A 14,384-nucleotide genomic window follows, 5' to 3' on the forward strand; every position below is an offset into this window, starting at 1 on the left:
ATGAACTACTACGAGCGCCACCTGGGCGACTACGCCAAGGACACAGGGCACCTCAGCCTGCTGGAGCATGGCGTCTACACGCTGCTGCTGGATAGGTACTACGCGACCGAGTGCGGCATCCCGGCCGAGCAGGCCCATCGCATTGCGCGCGCCCGTTCGGTAGATGAGCGCACTGCAGTCGATGTGGTCCTCGCGGAGTTCTTTCGTCTGGAGGAAAACCTCTGGGTTAACGGTCGCGTTGAAGAGGAGCTGGAGAAGGCTCGCGGCCGCATTGCCACCGCGCGTGAAAACGGCCGAAAGGGCGGCAGACCACCGAAAAAGAACCGAGAAGAAACCCAAGAGAAACCCGGTGGGTTTCCGCTGGGTTTTGAAAATGAAACCGGACCGAAAGCTCACCAATCACCAGACACCACCTTTACTCCAGATAGATCTCAGCAAGCACCAGAGATCTCTGAGGGCGCGACCTTGGCTGGGCAGGCGTGCTTGCTGATGCGCCGAGCCGGATGCCACACGACGAACCCGAGCCATCCGGATCTGCTGGCCGCTCTGGGCGAGGGCGTCACGCCGCAGGCCTTGGGCGACACGGTCACCGAGGGCTTGAGCCGCGCGCCACCGGTGGCGAAGCCCTTCGCCTGGGCGATCACAACCGCCCGGGCTCGCCACGCCGAAGGCCCCAAGCAACCCCCGCAGAACACCGGAACCCAGCATGGAACACGTCGCCTCGCTCCTGCCGACCAAGTTGAGCAGTTCATCCGCGCCCGAGAGCAGGGCGGAAACGTCATCGACGCCACGCCTGCAATCGCAGCACGTCATGGATCAGTTGTGGAAGCACATGGCTCAGATCTACGGCCACAAGTGGACGAGTGGGTACACGGCGGATCCGGCGGGGGCTGCAGCGAAGACGTGGTCGAAGGGACTTTCCGGGTTGTCGGGAAGGCAAATGGCTGACGGCCTGGCCGCGTGCATCGCTACTGCGGATCCGTGGCCGCCGACGCTGCCGCAGTTCCGGATGATGTGCCTGGGCATCCCTCCGTTCGACGCGGTCCGTGCCGATGCTGGCCATCAGGATGGCTTCACACGGCTGGCGTGGCAGTACCTGGACGGGCACCGCTACCGGCTGGCCAGTGCCGACAAGGCCGACAAGCTGCTGCAGGCCGCCTACAACCGGGCGAAGGAGTTCGTGATGCGCGGTGGTGAGCTGCCGCCGGCGCCGGTGGCGGAGATCGAGCACGAGGTGCGGCATCCGGTTCCGGCAACCCGCGAGCAGGTTGCCCGCCACATGGACGATATCGCGGACCTGCTGGGTGTCGCGGACCCGGCGCCGGAAATGCAAGCCGCTCCGGCACGCGAGCCCGATGAGGTGCGACATGCCGCCTGAGGTCAGCAAAGAGCTGCTGCTGCGCGCGCGCCAGACTGGCCGCTACATGCGCGAGGCGCACAAGCCGCGCAGCTCGGTGCCGCTGTACGCGATGGGCATGGAGGGACACCTGCAGCGCAAGGAATGGGAGGCCGGCTGGGATCAGCGGAACTACGAAATGAAGAGGGGTATCGCCGCATGAACATCGAAGATCGCGTCAAAGACATGACCCTGGATCAGCTCCGCGAAGAGATCGTCAAGATCGATCGCGTGCTGCAGATGATGGGCAAGATCACCCATGACCACGTGACAGCGAACCAGGCCGCCTGGATCGAATGGCAGCACGGACGCGGCGCCGATGCGGCGATGGGGTGGATCCACAGCGGCCTATGGGGGCCGGGCTTGATTCCTGATGAGGACGAGCCTTATGGCAAAGAGGCGCAGGCCTACTTCGACGCCAACCGTGCCCAACCTTTCCCTGCGTGCGCATGCGGTCGACCTTCGAATCAGCTCTGGATGGGGCACGGCGCATGCAGCGATCCGTGCATGATCGCCGCACGCGAGACGCACGCTCACGGTGAATCGGCATGAACGAGATCGCAGGAGACGGTGTTGAACTGCTGGCGTGTCCCTTCTGCGGGCAGCCGGCGAAGCACGAGGTGTGGTCGCATCACGAGTACCACCGCGTTTGGTGCGGCAACTGCGACGTCGAGATGGACTATTTCGATTCGCTAGATGATGCGGCGCTCCGCTGGAACACGCGCGGTGGCAGCGAGTCGCCCGTAGCTATGGTTCCGGAGCGCGTCATGCTCGCTGTTGCCACCGGCTGGCGTAGGGAGGCGAGCGGCGCACGGACCGGGCGAAAGGTCCTGATCGCGTGCGCGGTGGCCTTGGAGGGAGCCGTGGTGGCGTCGCGGCCGGAGCCACGTCGGTGAGCGCGCTCAAGCCTGCGGACTGGCAGGAGCGCGGCGAGGGCATGATGACGCCCAAGCAGCAGCGAATGCTCAACGCCATCTGCGGTGATCTTGCCGCGGGCCTGTCCTGGCACGGCCAGCGCCTCACGAAGGACGACTGGCGGCACATGGTGGCCGGCACGATGCTGGGCTGGCGCCTGATGCCTGCCATCGACCGGGGGCAGGGCGCGCCCGGTCACATCATGCTGGGCGGATCGAGCATGAAGCTGACGAAGTCACTGGCCTGCGATGCCATCACCGTGCTGGTGCACATCGGCGACCACCCGGAAGAGCAGGGTATGCGCGCGCGGCCGGTGAGATGGTCGGACACCGTTCTGCTAGGGCTGGGTTTCAACCCTCGTGACTTTTCGGAGGCAGCATGATCTACGCATCCGAATTAATCCCCCTCAATTCCTTTAACCAAATTGACGGCCCTTCTTGCCTCCGCAAGGATTGGCGCCAGCGCGAGTGCGTTCGTCATGAGCCAGGTTCGGCTCCTGTCTTCAAATGTATCGTGATGAGAAATCGAATAAAGGTATGTGTAGAGCTTCTGAGCGCCCTCGACGGCCGCAAGAACAGGCGCTGCCGCGTCCAAAAGCAAAAGGGCCTCACCGCTAAGGTTCCTAGCTCCGAAGAAGTTGGTCAGTCCCTTAAATACCTCGCCGGGCGGCGTTGTGAATGTTCTCTCTTCTCTAAGCATGATCACGCACGAGTTGAGTTTCACAAGTTCGACAGATACAGGAATCGCGGCGGCGTGAGCCCTCAGCTGATCATTTTTTCGTCTCTCAGTAAGCAGAGTTTCTTCGGCCAACGCTTTCTCTCGAGAATGCGCGACTTTCTCCTCTCGGAGCTCGGCGGCGGATCTATCGCTCGCAACTTTCTGACGCCACATCGCGAATGCGAAGGTGGCCACAGTGAGGCCTGCTTGCGTCCACGTTGCCCATTCGCTCTGGGTAATGCAGAAGGAGCTTACGACCCAACTGCAATAATTCATCGGATCCGCCATATCACATCCGCCAAGGTTGGTGGCGCGATTGTAGGCGGAGGTATGGCCTGATGCACGGCAATTACCGCGATCGGGCCTTGCTGGACGCCGTATACCAGGTGGAGTGCACCCTGCAGATCGAGAGCTGCTGCGAGGGTGGCTTTGGCGAGCCTGCGCACAGCAACCAGAGCCGGCACGGCAAGGGCGGCGCGCTCAAGGCGCACGATTGCTTCGTCGCGGCGGGCTGCCGGGCATGCCACCGCGAGCTGGACCAAGGCCGGCGCTTCACGCGCGAGGAGAAGGCTGAGATCTGGCAGCGTGGGCACGAGCGCACGATGCTGGCCTTGTGGCAGATGGGCGCGATCCAGGTGGCTGCATGAGCATCCGGATTGTGGTCTACGGGTCGCCAGCGCCGCAGGGCAGCAAGTCGTTCAAGGGGCTGGCCAAGAGCGGCCGGGCGATTCTGGCTGAGTCGTCGAAGAAGGTCAGGCCGTGGAGGCAGGACGTCAAAGCTGCGGCGGAGCAGGTGCGTGCACAGCTGGGCATCGCGTTGCTGGATGAGCCCCTGCGCGTCCGGATGACCTTCACCCTGCCCAAGCCGACCAGCGCCCCGAAGCGCCGCGTAACCTTGCCGAGCAAGCTACCCGATCTGTCGAAGCTGGTGCGTTCCACCGAGGACGCCATCACCGACGCGGGCGTCTGGCGCGATGACGCCAGGGTGGTGGAGTGCACAGCCTCGAAGCGTTACCCGGGCGAGGGCGCGGACGCGCTCGATGCGCCGGGCTGCGTCATCGAGATCGAGCGGATGCTGCCATGACCACACCGCGCTACAGCGAGGAGATCGGAGGACCTCGGCACTCCGTTCGCCTGGGCCTGCTGATCGCGTGCCGGGTTGCTGACAAGTACCGGCGCCGCCTCCCCACCGTCCAGGAGTTGATGGACGACTTCGGCATGCACCGAGCCACCGCATATCGCTGGCGCGCCACCCTCGCGGAGGCGCGCGGCATTTCTACCACCAGCAGTACCCCAGGAGAGAAACACAATGGCTGACCGACGCGAGATGCTGGCCCGCCTGAACCCGCAGACCGTGCGCTTTGACGTGGGACAGGGTGGAGGCGCGCCCAGCCTGACGACGTCCGATATCGCCGCCGCGCTCGGCATGGTCCCGGCCGGCCTGGGCCGCGAGGTGATGGAAGCGGTATACCTGCCCGACGGCGCCATGCGCCACCGGCCGAAGCTCGCCGAGGCGGTGCTGGCCATCGTCCGGCCCGAGTTCACCCGCCGCGCGCGGGCGCTGGCCGATGCCGAAGCCGAACTGGAGTTCGTGCAGGCCATCGTGTCGCTGGGTCGACGCGGCATGTCGGATGCGCAGCGCCGGACCCTGCAGCAGCGTAAGGTAGCTGTTGACCAGGCGCGCGCCGCCGCGTGGCCGCGCAACACCTACCAGCACCTCAGCCGAATGGTCGACGCCGTGGTGCAGGAGCTGGCCAGCGGCAACCACTGCTCCAACTGCTGCGGCACCGGTTTGGTCAGCGACAAGGGCTGCCCCGAGTGCAGGTGCACCGGCATCGAGCCTCTTCCGGACCGCCGTCGTGCTCTGGCGATGGGGTGTGATCCCTCGGCGTACCCGAAGCGCTGGAGACCAGTCTTCGAGTGGCTGCTGGCGGAGCTGCATCAGGCAGGCGAGGTGTCAGCACGCAAGTTTTCCCGCGCACTGAGCAACTCCGATTACGTGCCCGAGGCACGTGCTGCATAGGCTCTACAAATGTGGTGTTGCTGGGTCCATGCTTTGACCTGCAGAATCCACATCATCGCGAGACTTGGCCGCCGGCCAAACTCATCAGCCCCGCCATCGAGCGGGGCTTTTTTCGTTCATGGGGTGCGTTGCCAGATGGGCGCTGGGCCGGACTGTAAATCCGGCGTCTTCGACTCGCGTGGTTCAACTCCACGGCACCCCACCACCTACGCCCGCTTTCCCTAACCGGATCAACCCTCGTGCCCAGCCGGCAGCGGGGCGGGCACCCCATACCCCGAGCGAGGTTCTGCCCCAGGGCGGTGATCGCTCACCCATACCGAGGCGCGCATGGCTCAGATCACACCCCAACAGGCTGGCGGCGTGAACGTCGTGGCCTTCCTCGACATGCTCGCGTGGTCCGAGGGCACGGATAACGGGAGGCAGCCCACAAGGGACCGCGGCTACGATGTGCTGGTGGGTGGACAAATGTACACCGGGTACGTAGATCACCCCCGGGTGCTCGTGGACCTCCCCAGGCTGGGCATCCAGTCCACTGCGGCTGGGCGCTATCAGCTACTGCGCCGCTACTTCGACGCCTACCGCAAGTCGTTGGGCCTCAAGGACTTCACCCCGCTGAGTCAGGATCTGATTGCCCTGCAGCAGATCCGGGAGCGCAGGGCGCTTCCGCTGATCCAAGCCGGCAAGATCGCCGAGGCTATCGCTGCGGTCCGGAACATCTGGGCCAGCCTGCCTGGCGCCGGGTATGGGCAGCATGAGCACAAGCTGGAGCAGCTCCTTTCCGTGTTCGACCGGGCCAAGGCCGCTGCTGAGCGGGGCCAGCCAGCCGATTTCACCAAGGTGACGTCCAGCGTCGATTCCACCGCTGAGATTGTGAGGGCGGGAACGCCCAAGGACGGCCCGAAGTGACTGAGCCCGTAAGCACGCTCAAGACCGTCGTGGGCACCTTTACCGCGGCGGTGGTGGGCCCGGCAACGGCTGACGCCCTGCGGCAGGCCGAGCGGGTCATCCTCGGCGTACCTCAGTCGGTGCTGCTGGTGGCCATCGCCGGTGCACTCATCGGCGTGCTGCTCCTGCCCGAGAAAGACGCAGAGCGGGTCTCGGCCGATGCAGCCCGCCCGCGCGGGCGCCGCTGGATGCAGAGCGGCACCCGCCTGCTGGCCTTGGCCGTCGCGGTCATCGCCTACGCAATTCTCGCTGCCTGGGTCATTGCTGTCGCAGGCTTTTGGTTCCCCTCACTCGCCGGCGCGCCCCAGCTGCCGCTGGCAGGCATCTCCGGAGTCGTCATCCGCCGCCTGCTGCCGAGCTACCTCAAGCTGGTAGAGCGGGCGACTGGCGCAAATGGAGGCACGTCCCCATGAACAGCGTTCTGCAACTGCTCTCCGCCCTCTGGGCCCTGATCGTCGGCTGGCTTACCGGCATCGTCCGGTGGCTGAGAAAGCCCGGCAGCCTTGTGAAGGTCTTCTGCGCGGTGCTGGCGTTCGGGTGTCTCGTGTCCGGCTTGACCGCGTACGAGCGGGAGCAACGGATCCAAGAGCTCAGCGCGCAGGTGGTCAAGGTCAAGGCCGACTGGCGTGCGGATGCCGACCGCCTGCAGGCCGACGTAGACGCCAAGGACGCCCGCCTTGCTGAGGTGGCCAGCACCCTCCGAGAAGAGGCCGAGAAGCTTGAGCGCCTCAGAGCCGAGAGCGCGCAGGCGCTGAATGAGCTGGCCGGAAAGATCGAGGCGTCTGAGAAGGACGCCTCCACCTGGCGCGAGCGGTACGAGGAGCGCCCCGACACATGCCAGGCAGCCCTTGAGCTGCTGGACTCGGCCTGTCCGGCCCTCAAGGGGTACTGACATGCGGATCGTGATTATCGCCCTGTTGGGCAGCCTTGCTGCCTGCGCGTCGAAAGAGCTCAAGCCGAACCAGCCCGCATCCGCGGTTGTCAGGGTTCCGGTTGCGACCTACGTGCCGATCGCACCGGAGCTGACCAAGCGGTGCAGCTGGGTGCGGGACGGCAACCCCTCAGCCGTGTTCTCTGTGAGCAATGGCCGCAAACGCTGCCTGTTGCAGTACGAGGCACAGTTGGACGGGGTTGAGCAGGTGCAAGGGAAGCCCGTGCCAGTGGACCGATAGGTTATTTCTTACGGCCGCCCCCCCTGATCGCGTAGACAAGTAGGGTTAGGGCGCCAATGAGGTACGTCATTGCCTGGATTGCATCGGTATCGGCGTACATGAGCATGTGTTTCCGGTTGGAGTGGCGGCATCGTGATGCCTCCAAACTCGGATGACCACTTGCGGAATTTCCGCGTAGACCCCTCAGCGTTATGGAGGCCCTATGGCCAAGCCGACCGACAACAAGACCGGCCGGCCCGATATCGATTGGGAGCGCATTGAGGCGGACTACCGCGCAGGCCTCCTGTCGGTGCGTGAGATTGCCGCCGAGCATGGGATCACCCATGGGGCGATCAACAAGCGCGCCAAGCGTGACAGCTGGACCCGGGACCTTGGGGCGAAGATCAAGGCGAAGGCCGATGCCCTGGTATCCAAGGAGCAGGTATCCAAGGAGGTATCCACCGAGGCCAAGCTATCCGAGCGGATACTGGTGGAGGCCTCCGCGAAGGTCATCGCCGACGTCAGGCTCAGCCACCGCAAGGACATCGCCCGGGCTCGCGCCTTGGCCATGTCGCTGCTCGAGGAGTTGGAGTCGCAGACTGGGCACGTTGAATTGGTGGAGAGGCTGGACGAGCTGGTCGAAGCCCCGGAGAAGCTCCAAGCGCTCTATCGCGGCGTGACCAGCCTTCCCGGGCGGACCAAGACCATGAAGGACCTGGCCGACTCGCTGGCCAAGCTGGTGGGAATGGAGCGGGACGCCTACGGCATCGAAGGTGGTAAGGAACCGGCATCGTCGCCACAGGGCACGGGGGTGGCGATCTACCTGCCCGCCAACGGGCGATGAGCCTGCGGCCTCAGGAAGGCCCGCAGGAGCGGTTCCTGTCCACGCCAGCCGATATCGCCATCTACGGCGGCGCGGCAGGTGGCGGCAAGACGTTCGGCCTGCTGTTGGAGACGATGCGGCACACCGAGATCTCCGAGTTCTCCGCCGTCATCTTCAGGCGCAACGGCACGCAGATCACCGCGCCGGGCGGCCTGTGGACGGAATCAACGAAGCTCTACCCGCTGCTGGGGGCTGATCCGCGTACATCGCCGCACGCGCAATGGACGTTCCCATCCGGCGCTCAGGTGCAGATGCGCCACCTGCAGTACGACACGGACGTCAACGCGTGGCAGGGCTCTCAGATCCCGCTGATCTGCTTCGATGAGCTGACGCACTTCACGCGTGCCCAGTTCTTCTACATGCTCAGCCGCAACCGTTCCACGTCGGGCGTCAAACCCTACGTGCGGGCCACCTGCAACCCCGATGCCGATTCGTGGGTGGCGGAGTTCATCGCCTGGTGGATCGACCAGGAGAGCGGACTGCCCATCCCGGCCCGGGACGGCGTGGTCCGCTACTTCACCGTGGTTAACGACTCCGTGGTGTGGGGCGATTCGCCAACCGAGGTAGTCGAGCGCGCAGGGCTGAAATCGGTAGCCGGCCTAGCCCCCGAAGCCCTCGTCAAGTCGGCGACCTTCATCGCAGCTAGCGTCTACGACAACAAGGCGCTGCTGGATGCCAACCCCGAGTACCTTGCCAACCTCATGGCGCTGTCGCGCGTAGAGCGTGAGCGGCTGCTGGGGGGTAACTGGAAGGTGCGCAAGACGGCCGGGAGCTACTTCCGCCGGACAGACGTCGACGTAATACCGACCCGGCCGAATGATGTCGTCGCGTGGGTGCGCCGATGGGATCTGGCGGCCACCGAGCCGAGTGAAGCGAGCCCCGATCCTGACTGGACGGCGGGCGTGCTGATGGGGCTGCGCAGCAACGGCAAATTCGTCGTCGCCAACGTGGTCAGGGTGAGGGAGCGGGCCGCGAAAGTCCGCCAGCTCATCCAGAACACCGCCCTCATGGACGGGCGCGGCGTGCGTGTGGTGGTTCCGCAGGATCCCGGACAAGCCGGCAAGGACCAAGGCGAAAGCCTGGTGATCCAGCTCGCCGGGATGATGGCGAAGGCAGTCCGCGAAACCGGCGACAAGGAGACCCGTGGCGAGCCCTTCGCGGCTCAATGGCAGGTCGGGAATGTCGAGGTGGTCCAAGGGCATTGGAACAAAGACTACTTCGACGAGCTCGAGGTCTTCCCTTCGAAGCAAGCCGGCATCCATGACGACCAGGTTGACGCCTCCTCTGGCGCCTTCAACGAGCTCTCCACCGGCTCCTACAACATTGGGAATGCACTGTAATGGCGAACGTGGCCACCAAGATCAGGGACGGCCTCGTCAACCTGGTCAGCAACCTCGGCACGCCGCGTGACAAGGCGGCCTCGTCCTTCTACGGGCGGCCGCTCTTTACCGATGACGAGGGCTCCAACGCCTACCGTGGGACGTGGCTGGCCCGCAAAATCATTGAAATCCCGGCGCTCGACAGCTGCCGTAAGTGGCGCGGATGGAGTGCAGACCAGAAACAGATCAGCGCTATCGAGGCCGAAGAGAAGCGCCTCGGGGTTCAGCAGAAGCTGTTGGACGCACTGATCCGCGCGCGCCTGGGCGGGGGCGCTGCGCTGTACATCGGAACGGGTGACTCGGACCCCTTGAAGCCCTTGAGGCCGGAATCAATAGGTAAGGGAGGCATCCGCCACCTCAACGTGCTGTCCAAGCGCGTGCTGCAGGCGGGTGAGCTTGATCGTGACCCCGAGTCGCCAGGCTACGGGCGGCCCGCCTACTACACCCTCAGCAGCGGCGTGGCAGGCACGGTTGGGATACACCCCTCCCGCCTGGTCATCCTCCAAGGCGCGGCTAAGCCAGATCCGGAGCTGGATGCGGGAGACGGGTGGGGCGACTCCGTCCTGATGGCTTTGAGCAAGGCAATCAAGGACGCGGACAGCACCTCGGGCAACATCGCGTCACTGGTCTTCGAGGCCAAGGTCGACGTCATCAAGATCCCGCGCTTCATGGCCATGCTGGCCGACCCTGTCTATGAGCAGCAGGTGTTGCAGCGGCTCCAGCTGGCAGCGATGGCCAAGGGCATCAATGGCGCCCTGTTGCTCGACAAGGACGAAGACTACGAGCAGAAGACCGCCAACTTCTCGGGCCTGACCGACGTGCTTCTGGCCTTCATGCAGCTCGTGTCCGGCGCTGCAGATATTCCAATCACGAGGCTTCTGGGTCAGTCACCGGGCGGGCTCAACGCCAGCGGCGATAACGACATTCGGAACTACTACGACCGGATCAGCTCGGGCCAGGAGCTGGTGCTGAGCCCCGCTCTGCAGGTCCTGGACGAATGCCTGATCCGCTCCGCGCTCGGCACCCGTCCGGAAGAGGTGTTCTACAACTGGCGCAGCCTGTGGCAGACCACCGACAAGGAGCGGGCCGACATCGGCAAGACCACCGCCGAGAGCATCAAGATCGTTGCGGAGACGAAGCTGATCCCCGACGACGTGATGACCACGGTGGCAGTGAACATGCTCACCGAGGCAGGCGTGGCGCCCGGTCTGGAATCGGAAATGGCCGAGTACGCGCTGTCGGCGCCCGAAGGCGACGATCCGGACGACGACGAAGAGAGGCGGGCAGCGGCCACGCCGGTTGCCGATGCGGCACCTCGCTCCCTGTATGTGCGCCGCGACGTCCAGAACGTCAGCGAGATCGCTGCCTGGGCGAGGGGGCAGGGCATCACAGACCTGCGCGACGACCTGCACGTCACCATCGTCCACTCCAGCCAGGCGTTCGACTGGATCAAGGCGGGTAATGCCAATGACTGGGGCTCGGACGGCAGGGATGAGCTCGTGATCCCCGAAGGTGGTCCGCGCGCAGTCGAGCCGCTGGGTGGCATGTCGGCGGTGATCCTGTTCGCTTCCTCCCAGCTGGTCTGGCGCCACGAAAGCATCATCCGCGCGGGTGGGTCTCACGACTTCGAGGACTACACGCCGCACATCAGCCTGACGAAGGCTCCCATTGACCTCTCCAAGGTCGAGCCGTACCGGGGTCGCATCGTGCTCGGCCCGGAAATCTTCGAAGAGCTCCGCGAGGACTGAACCATGTTCCTTACTGACCGCGTCCCGCTGTCGGGTGTCCGCCGCACTGCGGACGGCTACCTGGTGGCCGACGCATTTGTCGCACGCACGGGCGTCCAGACGTACCTCGGCGAAGAGCTGGGCCGCCCCGATCTGTTGAACGTGCGCCTCTACCGGCCGCCGGAGGAGGTGTTCTCCGACGCCACCCTGCGCAGCTTCGCCCACCGGCCGATGACCAACGATCACCCGCCGGAGCAGGTGAACGCGCAGAACTGGAAGAAGTACGCGGTGGGCCAGACCGGCGACGAAGTGGTCCACGACCAGAAGCGTGTGCGCGTGCCGCTGGTGCTGATGGATCAGGACGCGATCGCGGACTACGAGGCCGGCAAGCGCGAGCTGTCGCAGGGCTATTCGTCCGAGATTGACTGGACTGACGGGGTGACGCCTGAGGGTGAACCGTTCGACGCCATCCAGCGAAACATCCGCAACAACCATCTGGCTATGGTCCGGTTCGGCCGGGCTGGCCACGAGTTTCGCATCGGGGACGGGGGCGCCCCTGGTGCTCCGGATCCCGGCCCCCATCACCACCAGAAGGAACCAACCATGAGCGACAAGACCATCCTGGTCGATGGGCTGTCCGTCGTGACCAACGACGCCGGCGCACAGGCCATCGGCAAGCTGCAGGCGCAGCTGAAGGACGCGCAGACCGCGCAGGCGTCTGCTGACCACACCCATCAGGCGGCCATCGCGGCCAAGGATTCCGAGATCGCCAAGCGCGATGCCGAGATCGACTCTCTGAAGGGCCAGGTGCTGAGCGACGCGGCGCTGGATCAGCGTGTGCAGCAGCGCGGCGACCTGATTGGCAAGGCCAAGGCCATCCACGACGCCGACTACAGCGGCAAGACCGATGCCGAAGTCCGCAAGGCTGCCGTGGTCGCCAAGCTGGGCGATGCCGCCATCGCAGGCAAGCCGGATGCCTACATCGAGGCGCGCTTCGACATCCTGGCCGACAGCGCCAAGCCGCGCGACCCGGTGGCGCAGGCGATGCGCGACGGCGCCGTCCAGCGCACCCCGGTCAATGACAACGGCTGGGCAGCTTCGGTTGCCGGGCTCGATTACCGCACCGCCGGCCACAAGGAGGCCTAAGCCATGGCACTGCAGAACACCTACCTCGACACCCAGCCGGCCGCCATTGCCGGCGCGCCGGCGACCATGCTGCCGGCGACCGAAATCTCACGCACCATCGAAGGCGCGGCCGTCGCCTTCGGCAAGGCGGTGGAGCAGGGCGCCTCGGACAAGAGCGCGAAGCCCTTCGCCGGCGGGAACTTCGTCGGCATCGCGCTGCTGGATCGCTCTGCGTCCGGGCTCAGCGTTACCGCAGGCCAGGTGACGGGCCGCGCGATCGATGCTTTCGGCGTCGGTGAATCGGCGCGTATCCGTACGAAGGGCGACGTGTGGGTCGTAGCTGCGGTGGCTGTCGATGCCGGCGACGGCGTCTACCTCACCGACGCCGGGGCGTTCACCAACGCCGAGGCTGACAACACCGCCATTTCCGGCGCCCGCTGGGACACCAGCACCACCGCCGCCGGCCAGCTGGCCGTCGTCCGTCTCGGCTAAGGAGCCAAAACCAATGAATGGACAATCCCTGCACCTGTTCGATGCGCAGGCCGCCCTCGGCTTCGTCATCGCCCAGGCATCGATCATCGAACCGGGCGTCTACCGTACCCGCTACCCGTCGGTGCAGTACCGAGACCTGATTCCGGTCGACACCTCCGGCAGCGAGTTCGCCACCTCGGTGACCTACTTCTCGTCCGACCAGTACGGCAAGGCCGGCTGGATCAACGGCAACGCGGACGACATCCCGAAGGCCGGCACCAACCGTGCGCAGCACCAGACTGGCGTGCACACCGCTGGTATCGGCTACGGCTACGGCTGGGAAGAGATCGGCCGGGCGCAGCTCCTGGGCATCAACTTGCAAAGTGACGACGCCAACGCGGCGCGCCGGGCATCTGAAGAGATGGTCGACCGCGTTGCGCTGCAGGGCGACGCCGACAAGGGCTTCACCGGGCTGTACAACGCGCATGGTGTTACCCCGGTTGCCGCGCAGACCGGCAACTGGAGCGTCGAAACCGACACGAACCTGATCGTGGGCGTGCTCAACCAGGCGCTGCTGAACGTCTTCAACGGCACCAACACGGCGTCCATCGCCGACACGCTGCTGCTGCCGTGGTCCCGCTTCAATCTGCTCGCCACTCGCAAGATGAGCGAGCACAGCGACATGACCGTGATGCAGTGGTATCTGGCCAACAACCTGTACACCGTGCAGACCGGCCAGCAGCTCACTGTGCGCGGCGTGCGTGGCTTGGACACCGCAGGTGTCGGCGGCACCACTCGCTTGGTCGCTTACCGCAAGGATCCGGAGGTGCTGAAGCTGCACATGCCGATGCCGCACCGCTTCCTGCCGGCTTGGCAGAGCGGCCCGCTGCGCTGGGACATCCCGGGCGTGATGCGTCTGGGTGGCCTGGACGTGCGCCTGCCGAAGGAAGTCGTCTACCTCGACGGCATCTGATCCACACGGCCCCGGCAGATCGCCGGGGCCTCACCGGAGCGAAGCATGAAGATCACCAACAATCACAAGGGCCCGCTCGGGCTGCCCGACGGCACTGTGCTGGCGCCGGGCGTCGAAGAGACGGTCGCCAACTGGGAGCAGCTGAAGAAGAACGCCGTGGTGCAGGGCTGGGTCAAAGCCAAGATTCTGACCCTCGGTGCGGATGCCGCTGCGACTGCGTCCGCGCCGCCGGCGCCGAGTCTGCTGGGCTCCAACCTGCTGCCCGGAAGCATCCACCTGGATGGCGACGTATACGTGTCGCTCAGCGACGTGGTTCGCCACGCACATGCCGCTTCCGGCCTGTCCATCGAAGGTTGGAACGAATTGGACGACACCCTGCGGGAGGCCAAGCTGGCCGACGCGGTTGAGTGGCTGCGGTCGGAAGCCATCGCCGAGGCCGAGGCGAAGACCCGTGCCGACGCGGCCGCTGCTGCTGCCGGCGCTGCAAGCGCGGGCGGCGCTGCTGGTGCGGATGGCGCTGCTGGTGCGGATGGCGGCGGCGCGCCGGACCCGGTCAGCGACAAGGCCGTGCTGGTCGCGCGTGCCAAGGAACTGGGCGTCGCCGGCGTCGGCTCGCACTGGGGCACCGGCAAGCTGCAGGAAGCCATCGCCGAGGCGCAGAAGAAGAGCGAGGGCTGAC

At 65.5% G+C, this 14,384-nt stretch carries 21 protein-coding genes, 1 tRNA gene and 1 pseudogene; 22 read left to right on the top strand and 1 reads right to left on the bottom strand.

Going from position 1 to position 14,384, the window contains the following annotated elements:
- The 6 genes from ABRP17_RS16480 to ABRP17_RS16505 are packed head-to-tail and all read left to right on the top strand — an operon-like array spanning position 1 to position 2,693.
- The gene (locus ABRP17_RS16480) at positions 1 to 948 is read left to right on the top strand and encodes a DUF1376 domain-containing protein (protein WP_349984477.1); all 948 of its coding nucleotides are present in this window, start codon (positions 1 to 3) and stop codon (positions 946 to 948) included.
- Positions 941 to 1,378 carry a hypothetical protein gene (locus tag ABRP17_RS16485; protein ID WP_349984476.1) on the top strand — a complete coding sequence of 146 codons (438 nt, stop codon included), beginning with the start codon at positions 941 to 943 and terminating at the stop codon, positions 1,376 to 1,378. Before ABRP17_RS16480 ends, ABRP17_RS16485 begins: the two co-directional genes overlap by 8 nt.
- Positions 1,368 to 1,559, top strand: coding sequence for a hypothetical protein (locus tag ABRP17_RS16490; RefSeq protein WP_349984475.1), 192 nt, complete (start codon positions 1,368 to 1,370; stop codon positions 1,557 to 1,559). Before ABRP17_RS16485 ends, ABRP17_RS16490 begins: the two co-directional genes overlap by 11 nt.
- Positions 1,556 to 1,948 (top strand): hypothetical protein, encoded by a 393-nt coding sequence (locus ABRP17_RS16495; RefSeq protein ID WP_349984474.1) that lies wholly within the window; start codon positions 1,556 to 1,558, stop codon positions 1,946 to 1,948. The genes ABRP17_RS16490 and ABRP17_RS16495 overlap by 4 nt, the downstream gene beginning before the upstream one ends.
- Positions 1,945 to 2,292, top strand: a complete 348-nt coding sequence (locus tag ABRP17_RS16500; protein WP_349984473.1) for a Lar family restriction alleviation protein — start codon at positions 1,945 to 1,947, stop codon at positions 2,290 to 2,292. Before ABRP17_RS16495 ends, ABRP17_RS16500 begins: the two co-directional genes overlap by 4 nt.
- Positions 2,289 to 2,693, top strand: a complete 405-nt coding sequence (locus ABRP17_RS16505; protein WP_349984472.1) for a recombination protein NinB — start codon at positions 2,289 to 2,291, stop codon at positions 2,691 to 2,693. Before ABRP17_RS16500 ends, ABRP17_RS16505 begins: the two co-directional genes overlap by 4 nt.
- Before the next feature lie 14 nt (positions 2,694 to 2,707).
- On the opposite strand, the gene ABRP17_RS16510 is transcribed toward ABRP17_RS16505, so the two are convergent.
- Positions 2,708 to 3,223, bottom strand: coding sequence for a hypothetical protein (locus ABRP17_RS16510; protein WP_349984471.1), 516 nt, complete (start codon positions 3,221 to 3,223; stop codon positions 2,708 to 2,710).
- A gap of 143 nt (positions 3,224 to 3,366) precedes the next feature.
- On the opposite strand from ABRP17_RS16510, the gene ABRP17_RS16515 reads away from it, so the two are divergent.
- From ABRP17_RS16515 to ABRP17_RS16590, 16 genes and pseudogenes are all read left to right on the top strand, one after another.
- Positions 3,367 to 3,675, top strand: coding sequence for a hypothetical protein (locus tag ABRP17_RS16515; protein ID WP_349984470.1), 309 nt, complete (start codon positions 3,367 to 3,369; stop codon positions 3,673 to 3,675).
- Complete coding sequence (locus ABRP17_RS16520) at positions 3,672 to 4,112, top strand: RusA family crossover junction endodeoxyribonuclease (protein WP_349984469.1); 441 nt, start codon at positions 3,672 to 3,674, stop codon at positions 4,110 to 4,112. The genes ABRP17_RS16515 and ABRP17_RS16520 overlap by 4 nt, the downstream gene beginning before the upstream one ends.
- Complete coding sequence (locus tag ABRP17_RS16525; protein ID WP_349984468.1) at positions 4,109 to 4,345, top strand: hypothetical protein; 237 nt, start codon at positions 4,109 to 4,111, stop codon at positions 4,343 to 4,345. Before ABRP17_RS16520 ends, ABRP17_RS16525 begins: the two co-directional genes overlap by 4 nt.
- Positions 4,338 to 5,051 (top strand): hypothetical protein, encoded by a 714-nt coding sequence (locus tag ABRP17_RS16530; protein ID WP_349984467.1) that lies wholly within the window; start codon positions 4,338 to 4,340, stop codon positions 5,049 to 5,051. Before ABRP17_RS16525 ends, ABRP17_RS16530 begins: the two co-directional genes overlap by 8 nt.
- Before the next feature lie 120 nt (positions 5,052 to 5,171).
- A tRNA-Tyr gene (locus ABRP17_RS16535) sits at positions 5,172 to 5,256 on the top strand.
- Positions 5,257 to 5,378: 122 nt separating this feature from the next.
- Positions 5,379 to 5,846: pseudogene (locus ABRP17_RS16540) on the top strand (lysozyme); the annotation flags it as partial.
- 107 nt (positions 5,847 to 5,953) lie between these two features.
- Positions 5,954 to 6,409 carry a hypothetical protein gene (locus ABRP17_RS16545; protein WP_192094745.1) on the top strand — a complete coding sequence of 152 codons (456 nt, stop codon included), beginning with the start codon at positions 5,954 to 5,956 and terminating at the stop codon, positions 6,407 to 6,409.
- A complete protein-coding gene (locus tag ABRP17_RS16550) occupies positions 6,406 to 6,888 on the top strand; it encodes a hypothetical protein (RefSeq protein WP_349984466.1) in 483 nt (160 codons plus the stop codon). Before ABRP17_RS16545 ends, ABRP17_RS16550 begins: the two co-directional genes overlap by 4 nt.
- Position 6,889: 1 nt before the next feature.
- Complete coding sequence (locus ABRP17_RS16555) at positions 6,890 to 7,168, top strand: hypothetical protein (protein ID WP_349984465.1); 279 nt, start codon at positions 6,890 to 6,892, stop codon at positions 7,166 to 7,168.
- Between the two features lie 202 nt (positions 7,169 to 7,370).
- Positions 7,371 to 7,991, top strand: a complete 621-nt coding sequence (locus ABRP17_RS16560) for a hypothetical protein (protein ID WP_349984464.1) — start codon at positions 7,371 to 7,373, stop codon at positions 7,989 to 7,991.
- Positions 7,988 to 9,370, top strand: a complete 1,383-nt coding sequence (gene terL, locus ABRP17_RS16565; RefSeq protein WP_349984463.1) for a phage terminase large subunit — start codon at positions 7,988 to 7,990, stop codon at positions 9,368 to 9,370. The genes ABRP17_RS16560 and terL overlap by 4 nt, the downstream gene beginning before the upstream one ends.
- A complete protein-coding gene (locus ABRP17_RS16570) occupies positions 9,370 to 11,157 on the top strand; it encodes an anti-CBASS protein Acb1 family protein (RefSeq protein WP_349984462.1) in 1,788 nt (595 codons plus the stop codon). The genes terL and ABRP17_RS16570 overlap by 1 nt, the downstream gene beginning before the upstream one ends.
- Before the next feature lie 3 nt (positions 11,158 to 11,160).
- Entirely contained in the window at positions 11,161 to 12,282 is a 1,122-nt protein-coding gene (locus ABRP17_RS16575; protein WP_349984461.1) for a DUF2213 domain-containing protein, read from the top strand.
- Between the two features lie 3 nt (positions 12,283 to 12,285).
- On the top strand, positions 12,286 to 12,753 hold the full coding sequence (locus ABRP17_RS16580; RefSeq protein WP_349984460.1) for a hypothetical protein: 468 nt from the start codon (positions 12,286 to 12,288) through the stop codon (positions 12,751 to 12,753).
- A 13-nt stretch (positions 12,754 to 12,766) separates the two neighbouring features.
- Positions 12,767 to 13,705 (top strand): major capsid family protein, encoded by a 939-nt coding sequence (locus ABRP17_RS16585; protein ID WP_349984459.1) that lies wholly within the window; start codon positions 12,767 to 12,769, stop codon positions 13,703 to 13,705.
- A gap of 45 nt (positions 13,706 to 13,750) precedes the next feature.
- The gene (locus ABRP17_RS16590) at positions 13,751 to 14,383 is read left to right on the top strand and encodes a hypothetical protein (protein WP_349984458.1); all 633 of its coding nucleotides are present in this window, start codon (positions 13,751 to 13,753) and stop codon (positions 14,381 to 14,383) included.
- Position 14,384 lies beyond the last annotated feature (1 nt).

The sequence above is a fragment of the Stenotrophomonas sp. WHRI 8082 genome (genome assembly GCF_040223995.2).
Lineage (GTDB): Bacteria > Pseudomonadota > Gammaproteobacteria > Xanthomonadales > Xanthomonadaceae > Stenotrophomonas.

Excerpts from the sequence above, each read along its gene's own strand:
- ABRP17_RS16575 (WP_349984461.1), top strand. The coding sequence starts at position 11,161 with ATGTTCCTTACTGACCGCGTCCCGCTGTCGGGTGTCCGCCGCACTGCG.
- ABRP17_RS16585 (WP_349984459.1), top strand. The coding sequence starts at position 12,767 with ATGAATGGACAATCCCTGCACCTGTTCGATGCGCAGGCCGCCCTCGGC.
- ABRP17_RS16570 (WP_349984462.1), top strand. The coding sequence starts at position 9,370 with ATGGCGAACGTGGCCACCAAGATCAGGGACGGCCTCGTCAACCTGGTC.
- ABRP17_RS16560 (WP_349984464.1), top strand. The coding sequence starts at position 7,371 with ATGGCCAAGCCGACCGACAACAAGACCGGCCGGCCCGATATCGATTGG.
- ABRP17_RS16500 (WP_349984473.1), top strand. The coding sequence starts at position 1,945 with ATGAACGAGATCGCAGGAGACGGTGTTGAACTGCTGGCGTGTCCCTTC.
- ABRP17_RS16550 (WP_349984466.1), top strand. The coding sequence starts at position 6,406 with ATGAACAGCGTTCTGCAACTGCTCTCCGCCCTCTGGGCCCTGATCGTC.
- ABRP17_RS16555 (WP_349984465.1), top strand. The coding sequence starts at position 6,890 with ATGCGGATCGTGATTATCGCCCTGTTGGGCAGCCTTGCTGCCTGCGCG.
- ABRP17_RS16515 (WP_349984470.1), top strand. The coding sequence starts at position 3,367 with ATGCACGGCAATTACCGCGATCGGGCCTTGCTGGACGCCGTATACCAG.
- ABRP17_RS16580 (WP_349984460.1), top strand. The coding sequence starts at position 12,286 with ATGGCACTGCAGAACACCTACCTCGACACCCAGCCGGCCGCCATTGCC.
- ABRP17_RS16495 (WP_349984474.1), top strand. The coding sequence starts at position 1,556 with ATGAACATCGAAGATCGCGTCAAAGACATGACCCTGGATCAGCTCCGC.
- ABRP17_RS16480 (WP_349984477.1), top strand. The coding sequence starts at position 1 with ATGAACTACTACGAGCGCCACCTGGGCGACTACGCCAAGGACACAGGG.
- terL (WP_349984463.1), top strand. The coding sequence starts at position 7,988 with ATGAGCCTGCGGCCTCAGGAAGGCCCGCAGGAGCGGTTCCTGTCCACG.
- ABRP17_RS16485 (WP_349984476.1), top strand. The coding sequence starts at position 941 with ATGGCTGACGGCCTGGCCGCGTGCATCGCTACTGCGGATCCGTGGCCG.
- ABRP17_RS16525 (WP_349984468.1), top strand. The coding sequence starts at position 4,109 with ATGACCACACCGCGCTACAGCGAGGAGATCGGAGGACCTCGGCACTCC.
- ABRP17_RS16590 (WP_349984458.1), top strand. The coding sequence starts at position 13,751 with ATGAAGATCACCAACAATCACAAGGGCCCGCTCGGGCTGCCCGACGGC.
- ABRP17_RS16520 (WP_349984469.1), top strand. The coding sequence starts at position 3,672 with ATGAGCATCCGGATTGTGGTCTACGGGTCGCCAGCGCCGCAGGGCAGC.
- ABRP17_RS16530 (WP_349984467.1), top strand. The coding sequence starts at position 4,338 with ATGGCTGACCGACGCGAGATGCTGGCCCGCCTGAACCCGCAGACCGTG.
- ABRP17_RS16490 (WP_349984475.1), top strand. The coding sequence starts at position 1,368 with ATGCCGCCTGAGGTCAGCAAAGAGCTGCTGCTGCGCGCGCGCCAGACT.